13 protein-coding genes and 7 pseudogenes are annotated in these 21775 nt (G+C 68.2%); 15 read left to right on the top strand and 5 right to left on the bottom strand.

Features of this window, described 5'->3' with window-relative positions; genetic code table 11:
* Nucleotides 1-169: 169 nt before the first annotated feature.
* The 5 genes and pseudogenes from GJ632_RS24605 to GJ632_RS21915 all read right to left on the bottom strand — a co-directional run bounded on the left by GJ632_RS24605 (nt 170) and on the right by GJ632_RS21915 (nt 6088).
* Nucleotides 170-3667 (bottom strand): LAGLIDADG family homing endonuclease, encoded by a 3498-nt coding sequence (locus GJ632_RS24605; protein ID WP_343161018.1) that lies wholly within the window; start codon nt 3665-3667, stop codon nt 170-172.
* A pseudogene (locus tag GJ632_RS24600) lies at nt 3598-4514 on the bottom strand (hypothetical protein). The gene GJ632_RS24605 and the pseudogene GJ632_RS24600 overlap by 70 nt, the downstream one beginning before the upstream one ends.
* 2 nt (nt 4515-4516) lie before the next feature.
* Nucleotides 4517-5320 (bottom strand): annotated as a pseudogene (locus GJ632_RS24595) (DNA polymerase II large subunit); the annotation flags it as partial.
* A 3-nt stretch (nt 5321-5323) separates the two neighbouring features.
* Nucleotides 5324-5742: pseudogene (locus tag GJ632_RS04340) on the bottom strand (PPC domain-containing DNA-binding protein).
* A 178-nt stretch (nt 5743-5920) separates the two neighbouring features.
* Nucleotides 5921-6088, bottom strand: coding sequence for a hypothetical protein (locus tag GJ632_RS21915; protein WP_197427878.1), 168 nt, complete (start codon nt 6086-6088; stop codon nt 5921-5923).
* 124 nt (nt 6089-6212) lie between these two features.
* Here GJ632_RS21915 and GJ632_RS04335 point away from each other — a divergent pair, with 124 nt between their 5' ends.
* From GJ632_RS04335 to argF, 15 genes and pseudogenes are all read left to right on the top strand, one after another.
* The gene (locus GJ632_RS04335) at nt 6213-6704 is read left to right on the top strand and encodes a hypothetical protein (protein WP_191452194.1); all 492 of its coding nucleotides are present in this window, start codon (nt 6213-6215) and stop codon (nt 6702-6704) included.
* A gap of 117 nt (nt 6705-6821) precedes the next feature.
* Nucleotides 6822-7667: a CBS domain-containing protein gene (locus GJ632_RS04330; RefSeq protein ID WP_089803855.1), complete on the top strand. Its 846-nt coding sequence runs from the start codon at nt 6822-6824 to the stop codon at nt 7665-7667.
* A complete protein-coding gene (gene glyS / locus GJ632_RS04325; protein WP_089803854.1) occupies nt 7668-9458 on the top strand; it encodes a glycine--tRNA ligase in 1791 nt (596 codons plus the stop codon).
* A gap of 6 nt (nt 9459-9464) precedes the next feature.
* Nucleotides 9465-10088 (top strand): dolichol kinase, encoded by a 624-nt coding sequence (locus tag GJ632_RS04320; protein WP_343161017.1) that lies wholly within the window; start codon nt 9465-9467, stop codon nt 10086-10088.
* Between the two features lie 70 nt (nt 10089-10158).
* Nucleotides 10159-10644: a TrkA C-terminal domain-containing protein gene (locus GJ632_RS04315; protein ID WP_343161016.1), complete on the top strand. Its 486-nt coding sequence runs from the start codon at nt 10159-10161 to the stop codon at nt 10642-10644.
* The gene (locus GJ632_RS04310; protein WP_191452192.1) at nt 10644-11843 is read left to right on the top strand and encodes a cation:proton antiporter; all 1200 of its coding nucleotides are present in this window, start codon (nt 10644-10646) and stop codon (nt 11841-11843) included. The genes GJ632_RS04315 and GJ632_RS04310 overlap by 1 nt, the downstream gene beginning before the upstream one ends.
* 610 nt (nt 11844-12453) lie before the next feature.
* A pseudogene (locus GJ632_RS04305) lies at nt 12454-13700 on the top strand (argininosuccinate synthase).
* A gap of 3 nt (nt 13701-13703) precedes the next feature.
* A pseudogene (gene argH, locus GJ632_RS04300) lies at nt 13704-15172 on the top strand (argininosuccinate lyase).
* Between the two features lie 235 nt (nt 15173-15407).
* Nucleotides 15408-15587, top strand: coding sequence for a lysine biosynthesis protein LysW (gene lysW / locus GJ632_RS04295; protein WP_089803848.1), 180 nt, complete (start codon nt 15408-15410; stop codon nt 15585-15587).
* A 1-nt stretch (nt 15588) separates the two neighbouring features.
* Nucleotides 15589-16466 (top strand): annotated as a pseudogene (gene lysX, locus GJ632_RS04290) (lysine biosynthesis protein LysX).
* A complete protein-coding gene (gene argC, locus GJ632_RS04285; RefSeq protein WP_191452191.1) occupies nt 16463-17509 on the top strand; it encodes an N-acetyl-gamma-glutamyl-phosphate reductase in 1047 nt (348 codons plus the stop codon). Before lysX ends, argC begins: the two are co-directional and overlap by 4 nt.
* 72 nt (nt 17510-17581) lie before the next feature.
* Complete coding sequence (locus GJ632_RS04280) at nt 17582-18520, top strand: acetylglutamate/acetylaminoadipate kinase (RefSeq protein ID WP_191452190.1); 939 nt, start codon at nt 17582-17584, stop codon at nt 18518-18520.
* Nucleotides 18517-19654: pseudogene (locus GJ632_RS04275) on the top strand (aspartate aminotransferase family protein). Before GJ632_RS04280 ends, GJ632_RS04275 begins: the two are co-directional and overlap by 4 nt.
* A 149-nt stretch (nt 19655-19803) precedes the next feature.
* Nucleotides 19804-20865: a [LysW]-lysine hydrolase gene (locus tag GJ632_RS04270; RefSeq protein WP_089806910.1), complete on the top strand. Its 1062-nt coding sequence runs from the start codon at nt 19804-19806 to the stop codon at nt 20863-20865.
* Nucleotides 20866-20870: 5 nt separating this feature from the next.
* Nucleotides 20871-21770 (top strand): ornithine carbamoyltransferase, encoded by a 900-nt coding sequence (gene argF / locus GJ632_RS04265; protein WP_191452189.1) that lies wholly within the window; start codon nt 20871-20873, stop codon nt 21768-21770.
* Nucleotides 21771-21775 lie beyond the last annotated feature (5 nt).

Raw genomic sequence — 21775 nt, 5'->3', positions numbered from 1 at the left:
GTGCTGTGCGGGCGGAGCGGAGGCGGATGCGGTGCCGTGCGGAGGCGGAGAGAGAAGGGAGTCGGACCGCGAGCGAGGCCGAAGGCCGAGTCTCGCGGAGTCTTTTTGGTCCAGCTTTTTTCGACGAGCGGTCGCGCTCTGCGCGACCCGAGTGTGCAAAAAGCTGGGGTTACATGAAGTCGCCCAGCTTCGACGCCTTGTTCTTGTCGTTCTCGAAGACGCTCTCTAAGCTCTTCTCCAGCACCTCCAACCGCTGTTTCGTGTACGGCCGGCAGTCGAACTCCTCGGCCACCTGAATCGCGGTGTCCATGTACTTGTTCACCGACCCGCGGTGGACGGTCAGGTTCACCCGGCCGCCGCACTCCCGGCAGTCGCCGGTCAGCGGCATCCGGCGGTACTTCTCGCCGCAGTCGAGACACCGCGTCTCCTGCCGGGAGAACGCGCGGAGGTTGCCGATGAGGTCCGGCAGGAAGTGGTACTCGATGACGCGTTCGGCCACGTCCGTCTCGTCGACGGCGCGGAGTTTCCGCGCGAGTTCCAACTGCGCGTCCATCTTGTCCATCATCGACCCGAGCGTCTTGTACGCCGAGAGGTCCGGGCCGAGGGCGATGTCGGTGGTGTCGTGGGTGTGGTCGAAGCCGCGATATTCGTCGTCGGTGCCGAGGGTGTCCTCGCCGAGTTGGATGAGGTCCTCCACCTCGCCGGGGTCCGCCATCTCCAACGTCGCCTCGTAGAACGCCTCGGGGTACCGCCGCACGATGTCCATGTTGTGCGCCTCGTCGTCTATCTCGGAGGGGTCGATGCGCGAGGACATCACGAGGGGCGCGTCCATCTGCCCGCCGCGCTTGTCGGGGAGGTACTCCTTCGAGAAGTTCAGGAGGCCGTCCATGAGGAGCATGACGCAGTCTTCGTCGCCATCGCATTGCTTTTGAGAGAGGTTGTTTGCGATGAGCGAGTGAGTTTCCTCGACCGTGAGACAGTACGTGTGGTCGACGTCCGAAGCGACGGACTCGACCGAGACGATCGACTCGACCAGATAATCGCCGTTTCCACCGTCGAATGCACGCCGTGCGGCCGGCGAGACGGAATCTACCTGTGATTGGAGTTGCTGCTCTTTCCGCGTCAGGTGGAACCCGATCCGTCGAGCGAACCGTACAGCGTCGGACGAGGTGATGTGGACGACGTAGGAAGACGCCGACATCGACTGGTCACCGACATCGTAGTAATCGGGGAACTTCTCGCGTAAGAGAGTTGGTTCCAGGATGTCGGCTTTCGCAGTAATCCCCAGACGGGTGAATAGCGCGAGAAGGTCCTCTTTGAGTTCGGAACTGACGGTCGTCGCAGATACCTTCAAGGCGTTAGCGTCGACGGTCCCGTCTCCGCTGAAGTAGCCGCGGAGATACGCTTCGACTAGTGAGTCCGGTGCGTCGAAGACGAACTGTGGGACGCGCTTTTCGTCTGCGAACACGCCAGCCTCGAGTACGGTATCGAAGAACGTTCTCAGGAGACGCCCAGAGACTGTGACTTTTGCCTCGTTTTCGCGATACGGGTCGACACCGAACGCGTCTCGCAGAGTTTCCACGAAGTAGTCGCGGGCCTCTGGCTCCGTACCGCAGATAGTCGTCTGGTGGATGGTCCCTTTCGGCGTCTGCTGTTCCCGTGCGAATCCTTCCGCGGCATAGTAACCGAGTAGGGTAGCGACGTCCGCGTCCACGTGCACGCGCCTGTCGATGGCAGTACGGCCGTGTTTCATCCCGAGTCGAACGTCGTCCGGGATGTGCGAGAGGAGTTCCTCTCTCGTCTCGAACAGTTCAGACAGAATCGAGACGGGGATACTCTCCCGATACAGATAATTGCCGAGCCTCTTTTTCGTCACTCCGAGGTAGTCTGCGGTACTCTGAAGCGGATAGAACGTTCCGTCCCAGCGGTCGGAAAGAGCGCTCTCGAACAGATCGTACAGTGCGTCTTTGTCCAGTCCACGGACCGTGAGCCTGTCGACGGGGAATTCGTCGAGCGAGAGGAATTCGTCGAGAAGGTCGAACTCAGGAATCCCACGACCGACGTCAACGGACGCTAGACGGTCCGGTACGATAGCGTGATCGTCGGTCGTTAACTCGGAGGCTCGCTTCGATGAGATACCATCACCGTCGAACACGTGTACGTCGTGGTCCGGCGTCACCGTCACCTCCCGACCGCTCCGCGTCTCGATCCGGACCATGTGGTCGGGCGCGCGGTGTTTCGACACCGCTTCGACCGGTCGTACCACCTCGTCCCCGTGCTCGTCTATCGAGGGGACGAACACGTCGCCATCGAGTTCCTGCACGAGCGTTCCGAAGTCGTCGGTGCTCGGGTCGTCGAGGCGCGTCTCCACGAACTCCCGAATCCGGTCGTGGTGCCACTCGTCGCTCTCGTCGCGGTACCACACCTTCGTCTCGGGGTGGAAGCAGTTCCGCCGCTTGGCGGCGTGGAAGTACGGATGCGCGTAGCCGACGGCGGCGGAGGTGAAGCCGACGACGCGGCCGACGACGGCGGCGGAGGTGTGCGGCGCCATCCCGAACACCAGTTCGCCAACCAGGTCGTCGCGTTCCTCGACCTCGTAGAACGGCTCTAACCCGTAGAACTTCTCCAGGAGGTCGTCGACGAAGTCGGCCGTCTGTAGCATGTGTTCGGCCGCGCCGTCCGAGAGGACGACGTCCTGTACCTTCAGTTCGACCAGTTGGTCGTCGAACCGGAGTTTCTCGCCGTCGATGTCGGTGTCGTAGCCGAGTTCGCGGAAGTGCTCGGCCGTCACGTCCAGTTCCGCGGGGCGGACGGAGGTGACGGGGAGGTCGGTCATGTCGTAGCGGACGGTGCCGTCCTTGAACGACGAGACGTCGTGTTTCGCCCGCAGGACGCCCTTCTCGATGGGTTCGGGCGTCTTGTTCGAGGAGGTGAGGCCCTTCACGCCCTTCAGGATGGGGTAGGCCGACTCGCGTTCGCCGACGTTCTCCAAGGCGTTTCGGAGTTCCGTCGCCACGTCGATGGAGAACCAGTCGGGGCTCTCGACCTCGCGTTCACAGCGGTCGCAGAAGACGCGCCCCGACTCGTCGGGTTCGACGACGGTGCCGCACTCCTCGCACTCGTAGTGCGGTTCGGTGTGCGCCTCGCAGTCCGGGCAGCGGTTCTTGTACGTGTGCGTCCCGCAGTCGGGGCAGGCCCGTTCGCCGACGAGGACGTTCACCTCGCCGCGGACGCCCTGGTCGTTGCGGCCGCGGGCCGCCTCGCCCACGTCGCGTTGACTGCCGCCCATCTCGCCGATGGGAAAGAGCGTGTGGACGGCCGGCGAGAGGTCGCGCGACTCGGACTTCTCGGGGCGGCCCATCCGGTTGCCGATGCGGGTGGGAGCGCGTTCGCGCACGTCGAACGGCGCGACTTCGTTGACGGCCTTCACCGCGTTGTCCCCGCCGTCCCACTCGCGCGCCGCCGCCGAGAGTCCGTCCCACGTGCGTTCGAGGTCCGCGGTGAGTCCGAGCGAACGGACGAGCAGTCGCCACTCGGGGACGCGGAGAGTCTCCTCGGTCTGCGTGTGTTCGACGAGGAGCGATTCGAGCGTCCGGGTCAGTTCCGGCGTGCGGTCGAGTTCGAGGACGCCATCGGCCGGGCCGGCGTCGTCGGGGCGGACGACCACGCCGCCGTCGGACTCCGTCCGACGAGACGCCGAACCGGGTTCGGCGCGCCGTCGGCCTCCACGTCGACGATGCGACCCGAGGCGGCGGCGGCGGCCAGCGTCTCGAACGCCTCGACGCTCACGTCGTGCCAGAGGTAGGTGTAGTCGGGGTGGAGGTGGCAGTCGTACTCGGTCGCCCACTCGACCGCCCGGTCGGGCGTCGGGTGTTCGAGGTCCACGCTCGGGTCGTCTTCGAGGGCCTGCACGGGCGCGCCCGCGGACGCGAACTCCTGCACCCACCACTCGTAGGCGTAGGCGGCGGGCGCGAGGGGGTGGTTGTTCTCGACGAACTCGCCGAAGTTGACGAGGTACTCGCCCAGGTCGAGAATCTCCTCGACGCCGTTGCGGACTTCGAGGGCCTCCGCGGGGTCGTCGATGCGGCGCACGTCGCCGTTGGCGAGTCTGACCGTCGGCCCCTCGATGGAGTCGACGGGGATGACGCCGCGGCCTTCCCCGGGCGTTCGGTCTTTATCTGCGTCCCCGTCGCGAGGAAGTCGTCCACGAGGTGCATCGTCGCGGGGTGGACGCCCGCCGTCGCGAAGCCGTGGTTACGCGACCGGCCGTATCTGAGCCTGAACCCGCCCGCGACGCTGGGGTGGCCGAAGACGGGACGGCCGGCGATGAGGTCGCGCAGGTACTTCGTGGCGGGTTCGACGCGGGCGGGACCGACCGGGTCGGGCGAGTCGGGCGTCTCCCCCTCGTCGCGTCGTCGGTCGCCGTGTCGTCGCCGTCGTCTGCCTCGGCGTCGTCGCTGTCGTCCGCGCCGCCGTCGTCGTAGTAGGTGCCGTCGATGAGGTCCTGTAGCCACGGCCAGTCCACCTCGTCGAGTTGGCGCGTGTAGCGCTGAATCTTCGGGGCCTTGAGGGCGATACCCTCGGCCATGACGAGACACATGCCGCCGCGGGCGGAGTTGGTGTCGACCCGCTCTAAGTCGCGGAACCCGGACACCTCCTCGTCGCCCGTCGCCTCGCCGTCGAGCATGATGGGCATGTGCTCGGCGACGAACTTCGTCTCCTTGTCCTTCGGCGAGTACTGCAGGCCGGTCTCCTTGTCGTAGAGGGCGACTTCCTCGGCGTAGCGTTCCACCTCCACGTCGCGCGCCTCGTACTCCTCGATGCCGAGGAGCGACCGGGCGAAGTCGGCGACGAGGACCGAAAGCGCCTGCGCGGTGCCGCCGGCGGAGCGAATCGGGCCGGCGTAGTAGACGTTGACGAACTCGGTGCCGTCGTCGTTCTCCAGAATCTCCACGCGGTCGATGCCCTCGATGGGGGCGGCGACCACGCCCTCGGTGAGGAGTGCGACGGCGGTTCTGACGGCCCCCTCGACCTTCCCCGCGCGGGAGTCGTAGTCGCCGACGCTGCCCTCGACGAAGTCGTTGACGAGTTCGAGGGCGGCCTCCTCGCGGGACATCTCCCCCTCCAGTTCGCGGACGCGTTCGGCGACGCCCGGAATTCCGAGGATGTTCTCCACGCGGTCGGCCATGTCCTTGGCGACCGGAATCTCGACCTCGGGCCGGGGGTCACGCCCCTGTCCTTTCGCGGCGCGGGCGCGGTCGAACGCCTCGTCGAGACGGTCCTCGATCCGCGCGAAGTACCGTTCGTCGTCCTCGTGCACGGCTTACAACCAGAGGTCGAGGTCGGTCACGTCGTCGTGTTCGCGTTCGAGGGGTTCGTCGACGCGCGGAGGTACACTTCGCCGGCGAAGACGGTGCCCGCGTTGAGGTGGCCCGCCAGCGACTGCCCGCTTCGCCGCGAGAGGACGGCGTGGGTGTGCGCGAACGGTTCGCCGTCCAGAAGCGCGACGTTGCCGACGCAGGCGGCGACTTCCAGCGGTTCGTCGAACTGGACCGACTGGTACTCCTGGTCGTCCTGGTCGTAGAACCACACCTCGGCGTCCTGCACCGCGCCCATGGCGTTGAACCACGCCGACTCGATGTCTTCCAGTTGCGCGAACTCCTCTATCTCCTCCCGCCAGTCCGCCCCGTTGTCCAGCGAGACGAGGAACTCTCGACTGGATTCGACTGCCCGATAGTTCATAGACTGGTGCTTGCGTGGGAGCGTCAAAAGTGTTCAGTGTTCGCGGCCGAGACCGGTCGCGTCGCGACCGCTCGACGACGGCGAGAACCGCGGGAGCGAACGCCGGCGGCGCGTCGCTCCGGAGAACCGTGGGTCGGGTGGAACCGGCGGACGTGCCGCGCCCGCCGACTCGTGGGCCTCAGGCCCAGTCTCGAAGTGACGGCGCCTCCGCCGCTGCCATCGAGAGCCACGCGTTGTCGCAGGAGATGTCTGCGATAATGAACTCCGACCGGGCAGGGGTGGAGTCCACCGAGGCCATGACCTCGGCGCGCGACGCGTCGGACGCAGCCGCCACATTCGGCGTCATGTATGATAGTCTGTAACAATCATACATAAATTCGTCGGAACGACATCACCGACACTCAGAATCCGGTCGGGAGGCGAAGGCAACGCCTACCCGCTCGCCCGCCCAACGGGCCCACACACCGCGCATGGACCTCGATTCGGACACCGTGGACTCCCGCCCGAACGGCGACGCCGGCCCGGACGACGCGACGCCGACGGCGGGCCGACTCGCTCGAACGACACTCGACGCCGCGACGTGGGGCGTCGTCCTCGCCCTCCTCGGCACCGCCCTCCTCGGCGTCGTCGGCCTCGTCGTCGGCAACGGACTCGTCGGCTTCAAGCGGGGACTGTTCGTCTTCGGCTTCCTCGCGATGGGCGGGTCGCTCCTCGCCCTGCGGCCGCGCCGCCCGTGGAACCGCGGCGGCGGGCGAGACGGGGACGCCGGGCCCGACGAGAGCGCGGAGCGGTCGGACCCGCCGCCGGACGCCGCAAGCGGGCCGCCGACGCTGTTGCCCGATTCGCTCGCGCCGGACCCGGCCCACCGGGCGTCGTGGGGCCTTCGTCTCTTCTTCGGCGGAATCTGGGCGCTCGTGGGGTCGTACGTGCTGGAGACGGTGTTCGGGGTCGTCCCCGTCTGAGGTGGTGCCGGCGGCGGCGGGCCGACGCCGAACGCCCGGAAGGCGGGGCGAGACGCCCACGGGAGCGCGTCGCACGCCTTCGCAGACTACAAGAGGTGGCGGCAAGTACGACGGGGTATGAATGTAGCCGACGCGATGACGCCGCGAGAGGACGTGGTGACCGTGGAACTCCCCGGCACCCGCGACGACGTTCTGGAGTATCTCCAAGAGCGCGGCTTCTCGTCCGTTCCGGTCGTCAAGCAGACCGACGACGGCGAGGCGTACCGCGGCCTCGTCACCCGACAGGACCTCATCGAACACCCCGACGAGAACCAACTGGCCGTCCTGATGCACGACGTGCCGACGACGACGGCCGACACGTCCATCGAGGACGCGGCTCACCTGATGGTCGAGCAGAACGCCCGCCGCGTCCCCGTCGTCGACGGCGAACTGGAGGGCATCGTCACCGTCACGGACGTGATTCGCGCCATCGCCCGCAGTCAGGTCGACCTCGACGCGACGGCCGACGAGGTGGCGACGCTCGACGTGAACACGACGTACGAGGGCGCTCCCCTGACCGTCGCCGAGCGCGAGATATTCTACGCGAACGTCCCCTACACCGTCGCGCTCGACGAGTCGGGCGTGATGTCCGGCATCCTCACCGAGGTGGACATCATCGACGTCGCCCGCGTCGTCGAGGGCGAGGACGAGACGGGCGACTCCGTGGCGAACCAGGACGACGAGTGGATGTGGGAGGGCATCAAGGGCGTCGGCAGTCGCTACATCCCGACCCGGAACGTCGAGATACCGACCGAACCCGTCGCCACGTTCATGAGCACGGACATGGTCACCGTCTCGAAGCGCACGTCCGCCGTCGAGGCGGCGCAGGCGATGATCACGAACGACATCGAGCAGATTCCGCTCGTCAGCGGCGACCAACTCGTCGGCATCGTCCGCGACGTGGACCTGCTGGAGGCGCTGTAGATGGGTGCGGACCGAACCGAGGGCGAACGCCTCACCGAGTTGGCGAAGCGGCGCGGCTACTACTTCGGTTCCAACGAGTCCTACGGCGGCACCGCCGGCTTCTACACCTACGGCCCGCAGGGCGCCGCGCTGAAGTCGAACGTCGAGGAGGCGTGGCGCGACCGGTTCGCCGTACAGGAGGGCAACATGGAGATAGACGCGCCGACGGTCATGCCCGAACCGGTCTTCGAGGCGTCGGGCCACCTCGACGGCTTCGACGACATGCTGGTCGAGTGCGCCGAGTGCGGCGAGTCCCACCGCGCGGACCACCTCATCGAGGACAACTCCGACCTCGAAGACGCAGAGACGCTGTCGCTGGAGGCGGCCGCCGAGGAGATAGCCGCCCTCGACCTCGTCTGTCCGAACTGCGGCGCCGCACTCGCCGGCCAGTCCGTCGAGAGCTTCAACCTCATGTTCGAGACGAACATCGGCCCCGGTTCCTCGACGCCGGGCTACCTCCGCCCGGAGACGGCGCAGGGCATCTTCGTGGAGTTCCCGCGCATCAAGGAGTACGCCCGCAACCGCCTCCCGTTCGGCGTGACGCAGGTGGGTCGCGCCTACCGCAACGAGATTTCGCCGCGCAAGAGCATCGTCCGCACGCGGGAGTTCACGCAGGCGGAGTTGGAGCAGTTCGTCGACCCCGAACGCGACGAACCCGACCTGTCGTCGGTCGAGGACGTGGCAGTCACCCTCTACCCGGCGTCCGAACAGGAGGCCGACGACGGCGAGTACGTCGAGACCACCGTCGGCGACGCCGTCGCCGAGGGCGTCGTCGCGAACGCGTGGGTCGGCTACTTCCTCGGCGTCGCACAGGAGTGGTACGAGCGAATCGGCGTCGACACGGACCGCTTCCGGTTCCGTCAGCACCTGCCCGGCGAACTCGCGCACTACTCCAGCGACTGCTGGGACGCCGAGAGCGAGGTGGACGGCGACTGGATAGAGATAGCCGGCTTCTCCTACCGGTCGGACTACGACCTGTCGAAGCACGCCGAGTACTCCGAGGAGGACTACACGGTGTTCCGGCAGTACGACGAACCGAAGACGGTCGAACGCGCCGTCGTGGACCCCGACATGTCCGTCCTCGGTCCCGAGTTCGGCGGCGCGGCGGGCGACGTGAAGGCGGCGCTGGAGACGTTGGCCGAACGCGACCCCGACGCCTTCGACGCCGACGAGGTGACCGTCGAGGTGGCCGGCGAGTCGTACGCCGTCGCCACCGACGTGACGAACTTCTCGGTCGAAGAGCAGACGATAAGCGGCGAACACGTCACGCCGCACGTGGTCGAACCCTCCTTCGGCGTCGACCGGACGATATACACGCTCCTCGCGCACGCGTACGAGGAGGACGAGGTGGACGGCGAGGAACGGACGTACCTGTCGCTGTCGCCCGAAATCGCCCCGCGCGACGTGGGCGTGTTCCCCCTCGTGAGCAACGTCGACGAACTGGTCGAACTCGCCGACGACGTCGTCGCCGACCTGCGCGCCGCCGGCCTCTCGGTCGTCTACGACGACTCCGGCAGCATCGGCCGGCGCTACCGCCGGCAGGACGAGGTCGGCACGCCGTTCTGCATCACCGTCGACCGCGACGGCCTCGAAGGTGAGGGCGAGACCACCGTCACCATCCGCGAACGCGACTCCGGCCGGCAGGTCCGCGTCCCCGTCTCCGAACTCGCCGCGGAACTCGGCGCGGTTCGGGGCGGCGACCGGACGTTCGACGACGTGGCCGCCGAGTACGACGAACTCACCGACGCCTGACCCACGGTGCACCTCGGGTCCCTCTCGAAGAGCGAGGTCAAACGCCGTCTCGTCCACGCCAGCGGTGCGTCCGTCCCCCTCGGCTACCTCGCGGGCGTCCTCTCGTGGTCGCACCTGACGCTCCTGATGGTCGTCCTCTCGGGCGTCGTCACCGTGCTTGAGATCCTCCGCCTGCAGGTCGGTCTCGACTGGGCCATCTACGACGAACTCACCCGCTCGTACGAGCAGACGAACCTGGCGGGGTACGCGCTCTACGTGTACAGCATGACCGGCGTCGTCCTCGTCTTCGAACCCCACGTCGCGGTGCCGGGGATGCTGATGCTCGCCGTCGGCGACCCGGTGAGCGGCCTGCTCGGTCGGACGCGGGAGGCCGGCGAACCCAAGGGCCTGCGGACGCTGGCCGCCATGTTCGCGGTCTGTCTGGCCGTCAGCGTCCCCGTCCTCTACCCCGTCGCCGGTGCCGTCGGCGTCGTCGCCGCCGCCGCGGGGTCGGTCGGAGCCACCGTCGCCGACGGCGTGAAGCCGGTCGTGTGGGGGTACGTCGTCGACGACAACGCCTCGATTCCGCCGGCGGCGTGTCTCGGCATCGCGGCCGTCCTCGCGGCGACGGGTGCGGCGGCGGTCGTGTGAGGATGCGAGTCGGTCGCCGCGTCCGCGTCGGCGGGGAGCGCTTTTGTCGCCGGACGCCGAACCACGGCCCGTGACTGTCTACGAGAGCGACCTTCCGGGCGTCGGAAAGAAACACGAGGTGGAACTGGGCGACGGCGGCCGCCTCGTCATCGTGACGCACAACAGCGGGAAGCGCGAGGTGTTCCGCCGGCCGGACGCCGACAGCGACTCCAAGAAGCTGTTCGAACTGTCCGACAAGCTCGCGCGGCAGGTGGGGACGCTCCTGGAGGGGGCGTACTTCCAGCCCGTGCAGACGGACACGATAGAGACGCTGCTGGGCGAGGACACCCTGCTGGAGTGGGTCGAAGTCGGCGACGACTCGCCCGTGGTGGGGACGACGCTGGCCGAGTCGAACCTCCGGCAGGCGACCGGTGCGTCCGTCATCGCCATCGAACGCGACGACGACGTCGTCGTCTCGCCCGGCGGCGACGCCACCATCGAAGCGGGCGACACGCTCGTGGTCATCGGACAGACGGACGCCTGCCGCGACCTGCTCTCGATGGTGCGCGGCGACTGATGGCGGCGGAACTCCTCGAACTCGGGCAACTGTTCGTCGTCGTCGCCGTGGCGGGCGCGTTCGCCCTCCGTCTGGGGCTGTCGGTCATCCCGCTGTACGTCGTCGGCGGCGTCCTCGCCGGCCCGTTCGTCGCCGGTCGGATGGGTCTGCCGTACGTCACGAACGGGGAGGTGGTGACGCTGTTCGCCGAGGTGGGCATCGTCCTCCTCCTGTTCTTCCTCGGGTTGGAGTTCAGCCTCGACAGGCTGCTCGAATCGCGGACGCGCATCACGCGGGCCGGCGTCGCCGACATCGCGGTGAACCTACCCTTGGGAATCGCCATCGGCCTCGTCCTCGGGTGGTCGCTCGTGGAGTCGCTCCTGCTCGGCGGCATCGTCTACATCTCCTCGAGCGCCATCATCACGAAGTCGCTCATCGACCTCGGGTGGATAGCGAACCCGGAGGCCGAACCGATGCTGGGGACGCTGGTGTTCGAGGACCTGTTCATCGCCGTCTACCTCGCCGTCGTCACCTCCCTCGTCCTCGGCGGCGAGGGCGGACTGGGGAGCGTCGGTCGGTCGCTGGCCGTCGCGTTCGGCTTCCTCGGACTGCTGTTGGTCGCCGTCCAGTACGGCACTCGCCTGTTCACGGGCGTCCTCGACGGGACGGGACGGGAGGCGTTCGTCCTCCGGACGCTGGCCGTCGTCGTCCCCATCTCGGGCGCGGCGCTCGTACTCGGCGTCAGCGAGGCCGTCGCGGCGTTCTTCGTCGGGATGGGGTTCGCCACCAGCGGCCACCGCGAACGGATAGAGCGCCTGCTGGCCCCCGTCCGGGACGTGTTCGGCGCGGTGTTCTTCTTCTGGATCGGCGTGGGGACGGACCCGACGCTCCTCGTGGCGGCGGCGGTCCCCCTCGTCCTCGCGGTGGCGCTGACGACGCCCGCGAAAGTCGTCTCGGGCTACCTCGGCGGCCGCGTCTACGACCTCTCGAAGCGCCGGTCGCTCCGCGTCGGCGTCGGCATGGTGCCGCGGGGGGAGTTCTCGCTGGTCATCGCCGCCCTCGCCGCGTCCGGCACCACGCCCGTCATGCGGGAGGTGATTCCGGCGTTCGCCGTCGGCTACGTTCTCGTCATGAGCGGCCTCGGGACGGTGCTGATGGAGCGTTCGGAGTTCGTCGAGCGACTCGTGTTCCGCGGCGACCGGACGAGCGCGGAGGCGTGACGGCGGGCCCCGGCCACCAAGCACTTATTCGCCGAACACCGACAGTCGGCTGCGATGACACCAGTAGAGTGGCTTCTGCTCGGTATCGTCGCGGTAGTCGTCCTCGGCGTCGCGTTCGCGCTGTTCGACACGGAGACGATACTCGAACTGGCGCTGGAAGCGGCAGACTGAGGCGGACGGACGGCGTCCGCCCGAGGGCGTCCGACGTCGGGTCACCTGACCGACGTGCGGTGGCTACTCAGGCAGAGACGGACCCCTCCCGAAGCGGGGACGACCGTATTTTGCGCGGCAAGCGTTGCACCTCCGAAAGCTATTAATACGGCGTACTCGCTTTGACTGTGCAATGACGCGGTTCCCCACAGTCGCCGTCCGCGACGCTCCGGGAGCCGCGGCTTCGGGTGCCTCGGCGTCCGAAACGACGATTCTCTCCCCGGCGCGCGACGGCGGCGCGCGACGACGACGACCGGCCCTTTAGGGCCAACTATACTACACTTTCGACGGATTATCGGACTCACCCAAAAGCGCTCAGCTCCCGTATAGGCGTCTCTACCCTTTGTTTTCGGCGTTTAACATCGTGTAATTTATCACCCCCGAACGACGACTGAGAGATATGACAAGCGTTGCACTCGCGTTCAGCGGCGGACTGGACACCACAGTTTGCGTCTCACTGCTGAAAGAGGAGTACGGATACGACGAAGTCGTCGGCGTCACCGTGGACGTCGGCCAACCCGAATCGGAGTTCGAGGAGGCTCAGGAGACGGCCGACGCGCACGGACTGGACCTGCACGTCGTGGACGCGAAAGACGAGTTCGCGGACCTCTGTTTCGACTCGGTTCGCGCGAACGCGACGTATCAGGGCTACCCGCTGGGGACGGCGCTGGCGCGCCCGGTCATCGCCAACGCCATCCTCGAAGTGGCGCAGGAGGAGGGCTGCGACGCCCTCGCACACGGCTGTACCGGGAAGGGGAACGACCAACTCCGCTTCGAGGTCATCTGGCGCGCCTCCGACCTGGACGTGGTCGCCCCCGTCCGCGAGATGGGGCTCACCCGCGAGTGGGAGAAGCAGTACGCCGAGGAGAAGGGCCTGCCCGTGAAGGCCGGTAACGACGGCGTCTGGTCCATCGACACGAACCTCTGGAGCCGTTCCATCGAGGGCGGTCAACTCGAGACCCGGGCTACGTCCCGCCGGAGGACATCTACGAGTGGACGGAGACGCCGAAAGGCGAGACGGGGACGGTCGACATCACGTTCGAGAACGGCTACCCCGTCGCCGTCGACGGCGAGGAGATGGAACCCGCCGCCCTCATCGAACACCTCAACGACCTCGCCGGGCAGTACGGCGTCGGCCGCACGGACATGATGGAGGACCGCATGCTCGGCCTGAAGGTGCGCGAGAACTACGAGCACCCGGCCGCGACGACCCTGCTCACCGCTCACGAGGGTCTCGAACAACTCGTCCTCACGAAGGAGGAGCGTGATTTCAAAGAGCAGATCGACCAGCAGTGGGCCAACAAGGGCTACCAGGGCCTCGTCGACGCGCCGTTCGTGAAGGCGCTGGAGGGCTTCATCGGCGAGACGCAGACGCGCGTCACGGGCACGGTGACCATCAAGTTCGACGGCGGCCGCGCGCGCCCCGTCGCCCGCGACTCCGACTACGCCGTCTACTCCGAGGAAGCCGCCTCGTTCAACACCGAGACGGTCAACGGCATCACGCAGGAGGACGCCACCGGCGTCGCGAAGTACCACGGCTTCCAGTCCCGCCTCGCCAACGCCGCGGTGGCGAAGGCGACGAAGGACAAGCCCGAACTCGCCACCGACGGCGGGGACGCAGACGACGCCGACGACGAGAGCCAGTAGACGATGAGCGAGGAGGGAGCCGACGAGGGAGTCGTCCGCCGCGACCGGTTCAGCGGCGGCCCCGCCCGCGCGTTCATGTCGAGCCTCGCGGCCGACGAGCGCATCTTCGCCGCCGACGTGGCGGTGGACCGCGCGCACGTCGTGATGCTCGACGAACGGGGAATCGTCGAGTCCGACGTGGCCGCCGAGATTCTGGCCGCCCTCGACGCCGTCGAGAGCGAGGGCCACGCCGCCCTCCCGGCGGGCGAGGACGTCCACGAGGCCATCGAGACGGCCGTCGTGGAGCGCGTCGGCCCCGACGGCGGGAAGATGCACACCGCCCGCAGTCGCAACGACGAGGTGGCGACGTGCATCCGTCACCGCCTGCGCGAGGACCTCCTGTCGGCCGTCGAGGCGACGTTGGCGCTCCGCGAGTCGCTCCTCGCGGCCGCCGAGGCGGAGGTGGAGACGGTGATGCCGGGCTACACGCACCTGCAACCCGCCCAACCCACCACCGTCGCACACTACCTCCTCTCGTACGAGGCGGCCGTCGCCCGCGACACCGCGCGCCTCCTCGACGCCTACGACCGGACGAACCAGTCGCCCCTCGGGGCCGCCGCGTTCGCCGGGACGCCGTTCGACGTGGACAGAGAGCGGACGGCCGAACTGCTGGGGTTCGACGGCGTCCTGCGCAACTCGATGGACGCCTCGTCGGCGCGTGACTTCCTCATCGAGTCGGTGTCGGCACTGGCGACGCACGCGACGACGCTGTCCGGTCTGGCCGAAGATGTGGTCATCTTCGCGAACAAGGGGTTCGTCGAGTTGTCGGACGACTACTCGTCTACCTCCTCCATCATGCCCCAGAAGGTGAACCCCGACACGCTCGAACTCGTCCGCGCCACCGCGGGCGACGCGGCGTCGGGGCTCTCGGGCCTGTTGACGACGCTGAAGGGCCTGCCGCGCGCGTACAACCGCGACCTGCAGCGTGCGACGCCGCACGCGTGGGAGACGGTCGACGCGGTGTCGGAGGCGACGGCCGTCGTCGCCGGCGCGGTGTCGTCGGCCGACTGGCCGGCCGAGACGCTCGAATCCGCCGCGGGCGACGGCTTCTCGACGGCCACGGGCGCGCGGACGCACTCGCGATGGCCGGCCTGCCGTTCCGCACGGCGCACGAAGTCGTCGCGGCCGCCGCCGAACGCGCCGACGGGACGCCGGATCTCGCAACACTTGACGCATCCGCGGATGAAGTGTTAGATGCCTCCCTGTTCGAATACGTGAGCCGTGCAGACGTGCAGCGAGCGCTCGACCCCGTCCACAGCGTCGAGAGTCGCGACTCCCCCGGCGGACCCGCACCCGCCGCGGTCGCGGCCCAACTCGACGAGGCGGGCGCGGACGTCGACGCCGACCGCACGACCCTCGCGGACCGCCGGGAAGCGCTCGACTCGGCGGCGGAGCGACTCGCGACCGAGGTAGAGGTGAGGACCCGTGACTGAGACACACACGACGCAGACGGCCGCGCGCCGCATCGACGCGAAGCCGCTTCGACCGGTCCCGCGACCGCCACGACGACCGTCCCCGTCCGGGGACGAATAACATATGAAATCCGACACAGATTTCACACGACCCGTTCGCTCGCCCGATTTCTGCCGATAGAGCCGTCTCCGTTCTTTTAATTTCGGTGATAAGTTCGATGGGTTTAAGTCTCCACATCGCCCAGCGACGAGTACGATGGCAGACACCATTACCGCAGAAGACCCGCTGACCGGAGAAGCGATCGAACTCCCCGCCGACGTCGAAGTCGGCGAAATCGTGGACAGTCCCGCCACGGGCGCAGAGCTGGAAGTCGTCTCGCTCGACCCCGTGACACTGGAGGAAGCGCCCGAACTCGAAGAGGACTGGGGCGAGTAAGATGAAGGTTGGGCTGCTCTACTCCCGGATTCGCAGAGACGAGAAGCTCCTCCTCGGCGAGCTTCGCGAGCGCGGTCACGAGGTGGCGAAGATAGACGTCCGGAAGGAGCAGTTCAACATCTCGGAACCGCCGGCGGCGTCGACGACGTCGACGTCGTGCTCGACCGCTGTCTGGCGACGAGTCGGAGCCTCTACGCGACGCAGTTCCTCGACGCCTACGACGTGCCCGTGGTGAACGCCGCGGAGACGGCCGAGGTGTGCGCGGACAAGGTGAAGAACAGCCTCGCCTTGGAGCAGGCGGGCGTCCCCACCCCCAACACCGAAGTCGCGTTCACCACCGACGCCGCGATGGAGACCATCGAGGAGTTCGGCTACCCCTGCGTCCTCAAGCCCGTAGTCGGGTCGTGGGGTCGCCTGATGGCGAAGATAGACTCCCCCTCCGCCGCCGAGGCCATCCTCGAACACAAGGCCACGCTCGGTCACTACCAGCACAAGGTGTTCTACGTGCAGGAGTTCGTGGAGAAGCCCGGCCGCGACATCCGCGTCGTCGCCGTCGACGGCGACCCCGTCGCCGCGATGACGCGTTCGTCGGACCACTGGCTGACGAACGCCGCGAAGGGAGCCGAGGCCGAGGCGTTCGAACTCGACGACCGCGCGAGGGAACTCGTCCAGCAGGCGTCGGACGCCGTCGGCGGCGGACTGCTCGGCGTGGACCTCATGGAGACGGGCGATGATTACACCGTCCACGAGGTGAACCACACCGTCGAGTTCAAGGCGCTGAACGACGCCGTCGAGACGGACGTGCCCGCCGCGGTGGTCGACTGGCTGGAAGCGAAAGTCGAGGCCGACGAGACGGTCGCAGAGGCGACGACGGCATGAGCGAAGCGACGTACACCGCGAGCGTCGTCGGCGGCACCGGCTTCACCGGCGGCGAACTGCTCCGTCTCCTGTACCAACACCCCGACTTCGAGGTGGCGCAGGCGACGAGTCGCTCGAAGGAGCGCAAGACCGTCGGCCACGTCCACCCGAACCTCCGCGAGATGGACCTGCGGTTCACCTCGCCCGAGGACCTCGAATCCGTCGACGTGCTGTTCGCGGCGACGCCGCACGGCGTCTCGATGCAGCACATCGACGCGTTCCGCGACGCCGCCGACACCGTCGTGGACCTCTCGGCGGACTTCCGCCTCGACACGGAGGAGCAGTACGACGAGTGGTACGACGGACACGTCTGCCCCGAGTATCTGGAGCAGGCCGAGTACGCCCTGCCGGAGATAAACCGCGAGAACCTCCCCGGCTCCGACCTCATCGCGTCGGGCGGGTGCAACGCCACGGCGACCATCCTCGGCCTGAAGCCCCTGTTCGACGCCGGCGTGCTGTCGGGCGACGAGCAGGTGGTCGTGGACGTGAAAGTCGGCTCCTCGGAGGGCGGCGCGGGCGGCGGCGACGCCTCCAGCCACCCCGAGCGCTCGGGCATCGTCCGCCCGTACGCGCCCACGGGACACCGCCACGAGGCCGAGATAGAGCAGTTCCTCGGACTCTCCGTCTCGTTCACCGTCCACGCGGTGGACATGGTCCGCGGCGCGAGCGCCACCTGTCACGTCTTCCCCGACGCGCCCGTCTCGAAGGGCGACATGTGGAAGGCCTACCGGGGGTCCTACGCCGACGAACCGTTCGTGCGCACCGTCGCCGGCGGCGGCGGCGTCTACCGCTACCCCGAACCGAAGGCGGTGGCGGGGACGAACACGGCCGAAGTCGGCTTCGAACTCGACCCCTCGAACCGCCGGGTGGTCGTCTTCTCGGCCATCGACAACATGATGAAGGGCTCCGCCGGGCAGGCGGTCCACGCCGCGAACGTCGCCCTCGGCCTGGAGGAGACGGCCGGACTGGAGTTCACCGGACTCCACCCGGTCGGCGCGCCCTGAACCGAACCGCAGACTGACCGGACCACGCACCCGACTCGCATCCGACCCACCACACACAGTTTCACACCACCGATGACACGCTACACCCGCGACGAACTCGCCTCGCTACACGACGAACTGGCCGACAACGACGCCACCCTCTGCGCCGACGGCGGCACCGTGCCGGCGGACGAACCGCCGGTCGTCGTCAAAGTCGGCGGCGCACGAGCGGTGGACCCGGCCGGTGCCGTCCAGGACGTGGCGCACCTCGTCGCCAACGGCCGCGACGTGGTCGTCGTCCACGGCGGGTCCACCGCGGTGGACGACACCCTCGAAGAACTCGGCGAGGAACCCACCTACGTCGAGACGCCGTCGGGCGTCGTCGGGCGCTTCACCGACGAGCGCACGATGGAGGTGTTCTCGATGGTGATGCCCGGGAAACTCAACACGGACCTCGTGACGACGCTCCGCGGGGCGGGCGTGGACGCCCTCGGCCTCTCCGGCGTCGACGGCGGCCTCCTGACGGGGCCGCGCAAGTCCGCGGTGCGCGTCGTCGAGGACGGCAAGAAGAAGATCAAGCGCGGCGACCACTCCGGGAAGATAACGGACGTGAACGCCGACCTGCTGGAGACGCTCCTCGGCGACGGCTACGTCCCCGTCGTCACCGTCCCCATGCTGGCCGACGACGGCGTCGCGGTCAACGCCGACGCGGACCGCGCGGCGGCCGCCGTCGCCGGCGCACTCGGCGCCGAGTTGGTCGTCCTCACGGACGTCACGGGCGTCTACGAGGACCCCGACGACGAGGCGACGCTCATCGACCAGGTGGAGACGGCCGAGGAGTTCGCCGCGCTGGAGTCCGCCGCGGAGGGGTTCATGACGAAGAAGGTGATGGCGGCGAAGGAGGCGCTGACCGGCGGGGCCTCGAAGGTCATCGTCGCGTCCGCGAACGTGAACGACCCCGTCGTGGAGGCGATTCGCGGCGGCGGCACTCACGTCCACGCGTCGGCCCTCGTCGAGGAGGTGGACGCATGAGCGGCTTCGTGTTCTCCGAGAAACCCATCGGCATCGAGTCCGGCGAAGGGGCCTACCTGTACGGCACCGACGGCACCGAGTACCTCGACTTCGGCGCGTCGTACGCCGTCGCCGCACTCGGCCACTCCCACCCCGCCGTCACCGAGGCGGTGCAGGAACAAGCGGAGAAGCTGACGTACGTGCAGGCCTCCTACCCCGTCGAGGCCCGCACGGAACTGTACGAGAAACTGGCCGCCGTCGCCCCCCGACGGACTGGAGAACGTCTGGCTCTGCAACTCCGGGACGGAGGCGAACGAGGCGGCGATGAAGTTCGCGCGCTCGGCGACGGGTCGCTCGAAGATAGTCGCCACGAAGCGCGGCTTCCACGGCCGGACGATGGGCGCGCTGGCGATGACGTGGAAGGACAAGTACAAGGAGCCGTTCGAACCGCTGGCGGGCGACGTGGAGTTCGTCACCTACGGCGACGCCGAGGAGTTGGCGGCGGCGGTGGACGAGGAGACGGCGGCCGTCTTCCTCGAACCCGTGCAGGGCGAGGGCGGCATCCACCCCGCGACGACGGAGTACCTGCGGACGGCCCGCGAACTCACCGAGGAGGCGGGCGCGGCCCTCGCGTTCGACGAGATTCAGACCGGCGTCGGTCGGACGGGGACGCTGTGGGCCTGCGAACAGTCGGGCGTGACGCCCGACATCCTCACCTCGGCGAAGGGCATCGCCAACGGCCTGCCCCTCGGCGCGACGCTGGTCGCCGACTGGATAGCCGACGACCCCGGCAACCACGGGTCGACGTTCAGCGGCGGCCCCGTCGTCTGCGCGGCGGCGAACGCCACCCTCGACACCATCGTCGAGGAGGACTACCCGAGTCACGCCGCCGCCGTCGGCGAGTACCTCAAGAGCGAGATAACCGCCGCGGCCGACGAACACGACCTGCCGGTGCGCGAGGTGCGCGGGCAGGGCCTGATGCTCGGCGTGCAGGTGAAGCGCGGGGCGAACCGCGTGCTGAAGAACCTCGCCATCTCCGAGCAGGTGCTGGCGCTGCCCGCCGGGCGGACCGTCGTGCGCCTGTTGCCGCCGCTGGTCGTCACGGAGGACCACGCCGACGAGTTCGTCGACGCGTTCGTGGAGGTGACGGGATGAGCGGTATCCATCTCACCGAGGAGGAACGCGCCGAGGCCGACGACGCGGCCAGCGAAGGGCGGACGAACGGACAGACGGCGGCCGCGGAGACGAACGGACAGACGGCGGCCGCGGAGACGAACGGACAGACGACAGACGAGGAGAGAGAGATGATGCACGCCGAACCGTTCGACGTACAGGCCGACCTCACCGAGGGGTTGAACGAGGCGCAGACGCTGCTGGCGGACCTCGTCTCGACGCCGTCGGTGTCGGGCGACGAGTCCGAGGCGGCCGCGGTGCTGAAGGCGTTCTTCGAGGCGCACGACCGCGAGGTGTGGATCGACGAGGTGGGCAACGTCCGCGCGCCCGCCGACGACTCGGTGCTTCTCACCTCGCACATCGACACCGTGCCCGGCGAGGTGCCCGTGAAGATAGAGGACGGCGTGCTGTGGGGCCGCGGCAGCGTGGACGCCACCGGCCCCCTCGCGTCGATGGCCGTCGCGGCCGTCGAGACGGGCGTCTCGTTCGCCGGCGTCGTCGAGGAGGAGACGAGTTCCACGGGCGCGTGGCACCTGCTGGAGGACCGCGCGGAACCCGACGCCCTCATCAACGGCGAGCCGTCGGGCTGGGACGGCATCACGCTCGGCTACCGCGGGTTCCTCTCGGGGACGTACGTCGCCACGAGCGAACTCGGCCATTCCTCGCGCCCGGAGAACAACGCCATCCAGTCGGCGGTCGACTGGTGGTCGCGCGTCGCCGACTTCTTCGAGAGCGAGGAGGAGGGCGTCTTCGACACCGTGACGACGAAGCCCGTGAACTTCGAGGGCGGCCCCACCGAGGACGGACTGGCCGTCGAGGCGACGGTGGACGTGCAGTTCCGCGTCCCTCCGCGTCTCACCATCGAGGACGTCCAAGAGGTCGCCGAGGGCGAACTGGCCGAGGGGAGCGTCCACTGGGAGAAGCCCATCCCGCCCGTGATGACGAGTCCCCGGACGGAAGTGGCGCGAGCGTTCCGCGTCGCAATCCGACAGGAGGACGGCGACCCCCGCCTCCTGCGGAAGACCGGCACCAGCGACATGAACATCTTCGCGGGGCAGTGGGACTGCCCGATGGCGACGTACGGTCCCGGCGACTCGGACCTCGACCACGCGCCGAACGAACACCTCGACCTGGCGGAGTACGACGCCGCCATCGACGTGCTGACCGGCGTCTGCGAGACGCTGACGGAGTGATAGGGATGCTCGAAACGACACACTTCCTCGACATCGACGACCTGCGCACGGACGAACTGCACGCGGTCCTGGACCGCGCGGCGGCGGTCAAGTCGGGCGCCGACGACACCCGACTCGAGGACCAGACGCTCGGGATGCTGTTCGAGAAGCCGAGCACCCGGACGCGCATCTCCTTCGAGACGGGGATGACGCAGTTGGGGGGCCACGCCATCTTCCTCGGCCCCGAGGACATCCAACTCGGTCACGGCGAACCGCTGTCGGACACCTCGCGGGTCCTCTCGCGCTACGTGGACGTGGTGATGGCCCGCCTGTTCGAGCACGCGGACCTCGTGGAGATAGCCGAGTACGCCGAGGTGCCCGTCGTCAACGGCCTGACCAACGACGCGCACCCGTGCCAGACGCTCGCGGACCTCCTCACCATCAGAGAGGCGTTCGGCGGCTTCGACGGCGTGCAGGCGGCGTGGGTCGGCGACGGAAACAACGTCGGCCAGTCGTTCGTCCTCGGCTGTGCGATGGCGGGACTGGACCTCACCGTCGCCACGCCCGAGGACTACGGCATCGACGACGACGTGTTGGCGCACGCCGCGGAGTACGGCGGCGAACCGACCGTCGCCGGCACGCCCGAAGAGGCAGTCGCCGACGCGGACGTGGTGTACACCGACGTGTGGATTTCGATGGGACAGGAGTCCCAGCGACACGAGAAACTCGCCGCGTTCGAGGGCTATCAGGTGAACGAGTCGCTGCTGGACGGGACGGACGCGAAGGTGATGCACTGTCTGCCCGCCCACCGCGGCGAAGAGATAAGCCACGACGTCCTCGAATCCGACCGCGCTCTCGTCTGGGACCAGGCGGAGAACCGCCTGCACGCCCAGAAGGGCCTCCTGGTCGAACTGCTGGACGAGTAGTCGTC

Origin of the sequence: Halogeometricum sp. CBA1124 (assembly GCF_009741955.1) — an archaeon.
GTDB lineage: Archaea > Halobacteriota > Halobacteria > Halobacteriales > Haloferacaceae > Halogeometricum > Halogeometricum rufum.
Note: the sequence above shows the minus strand (reverse complement) of the source record. Positions and strands in the feature narration are given on the sequence as shown.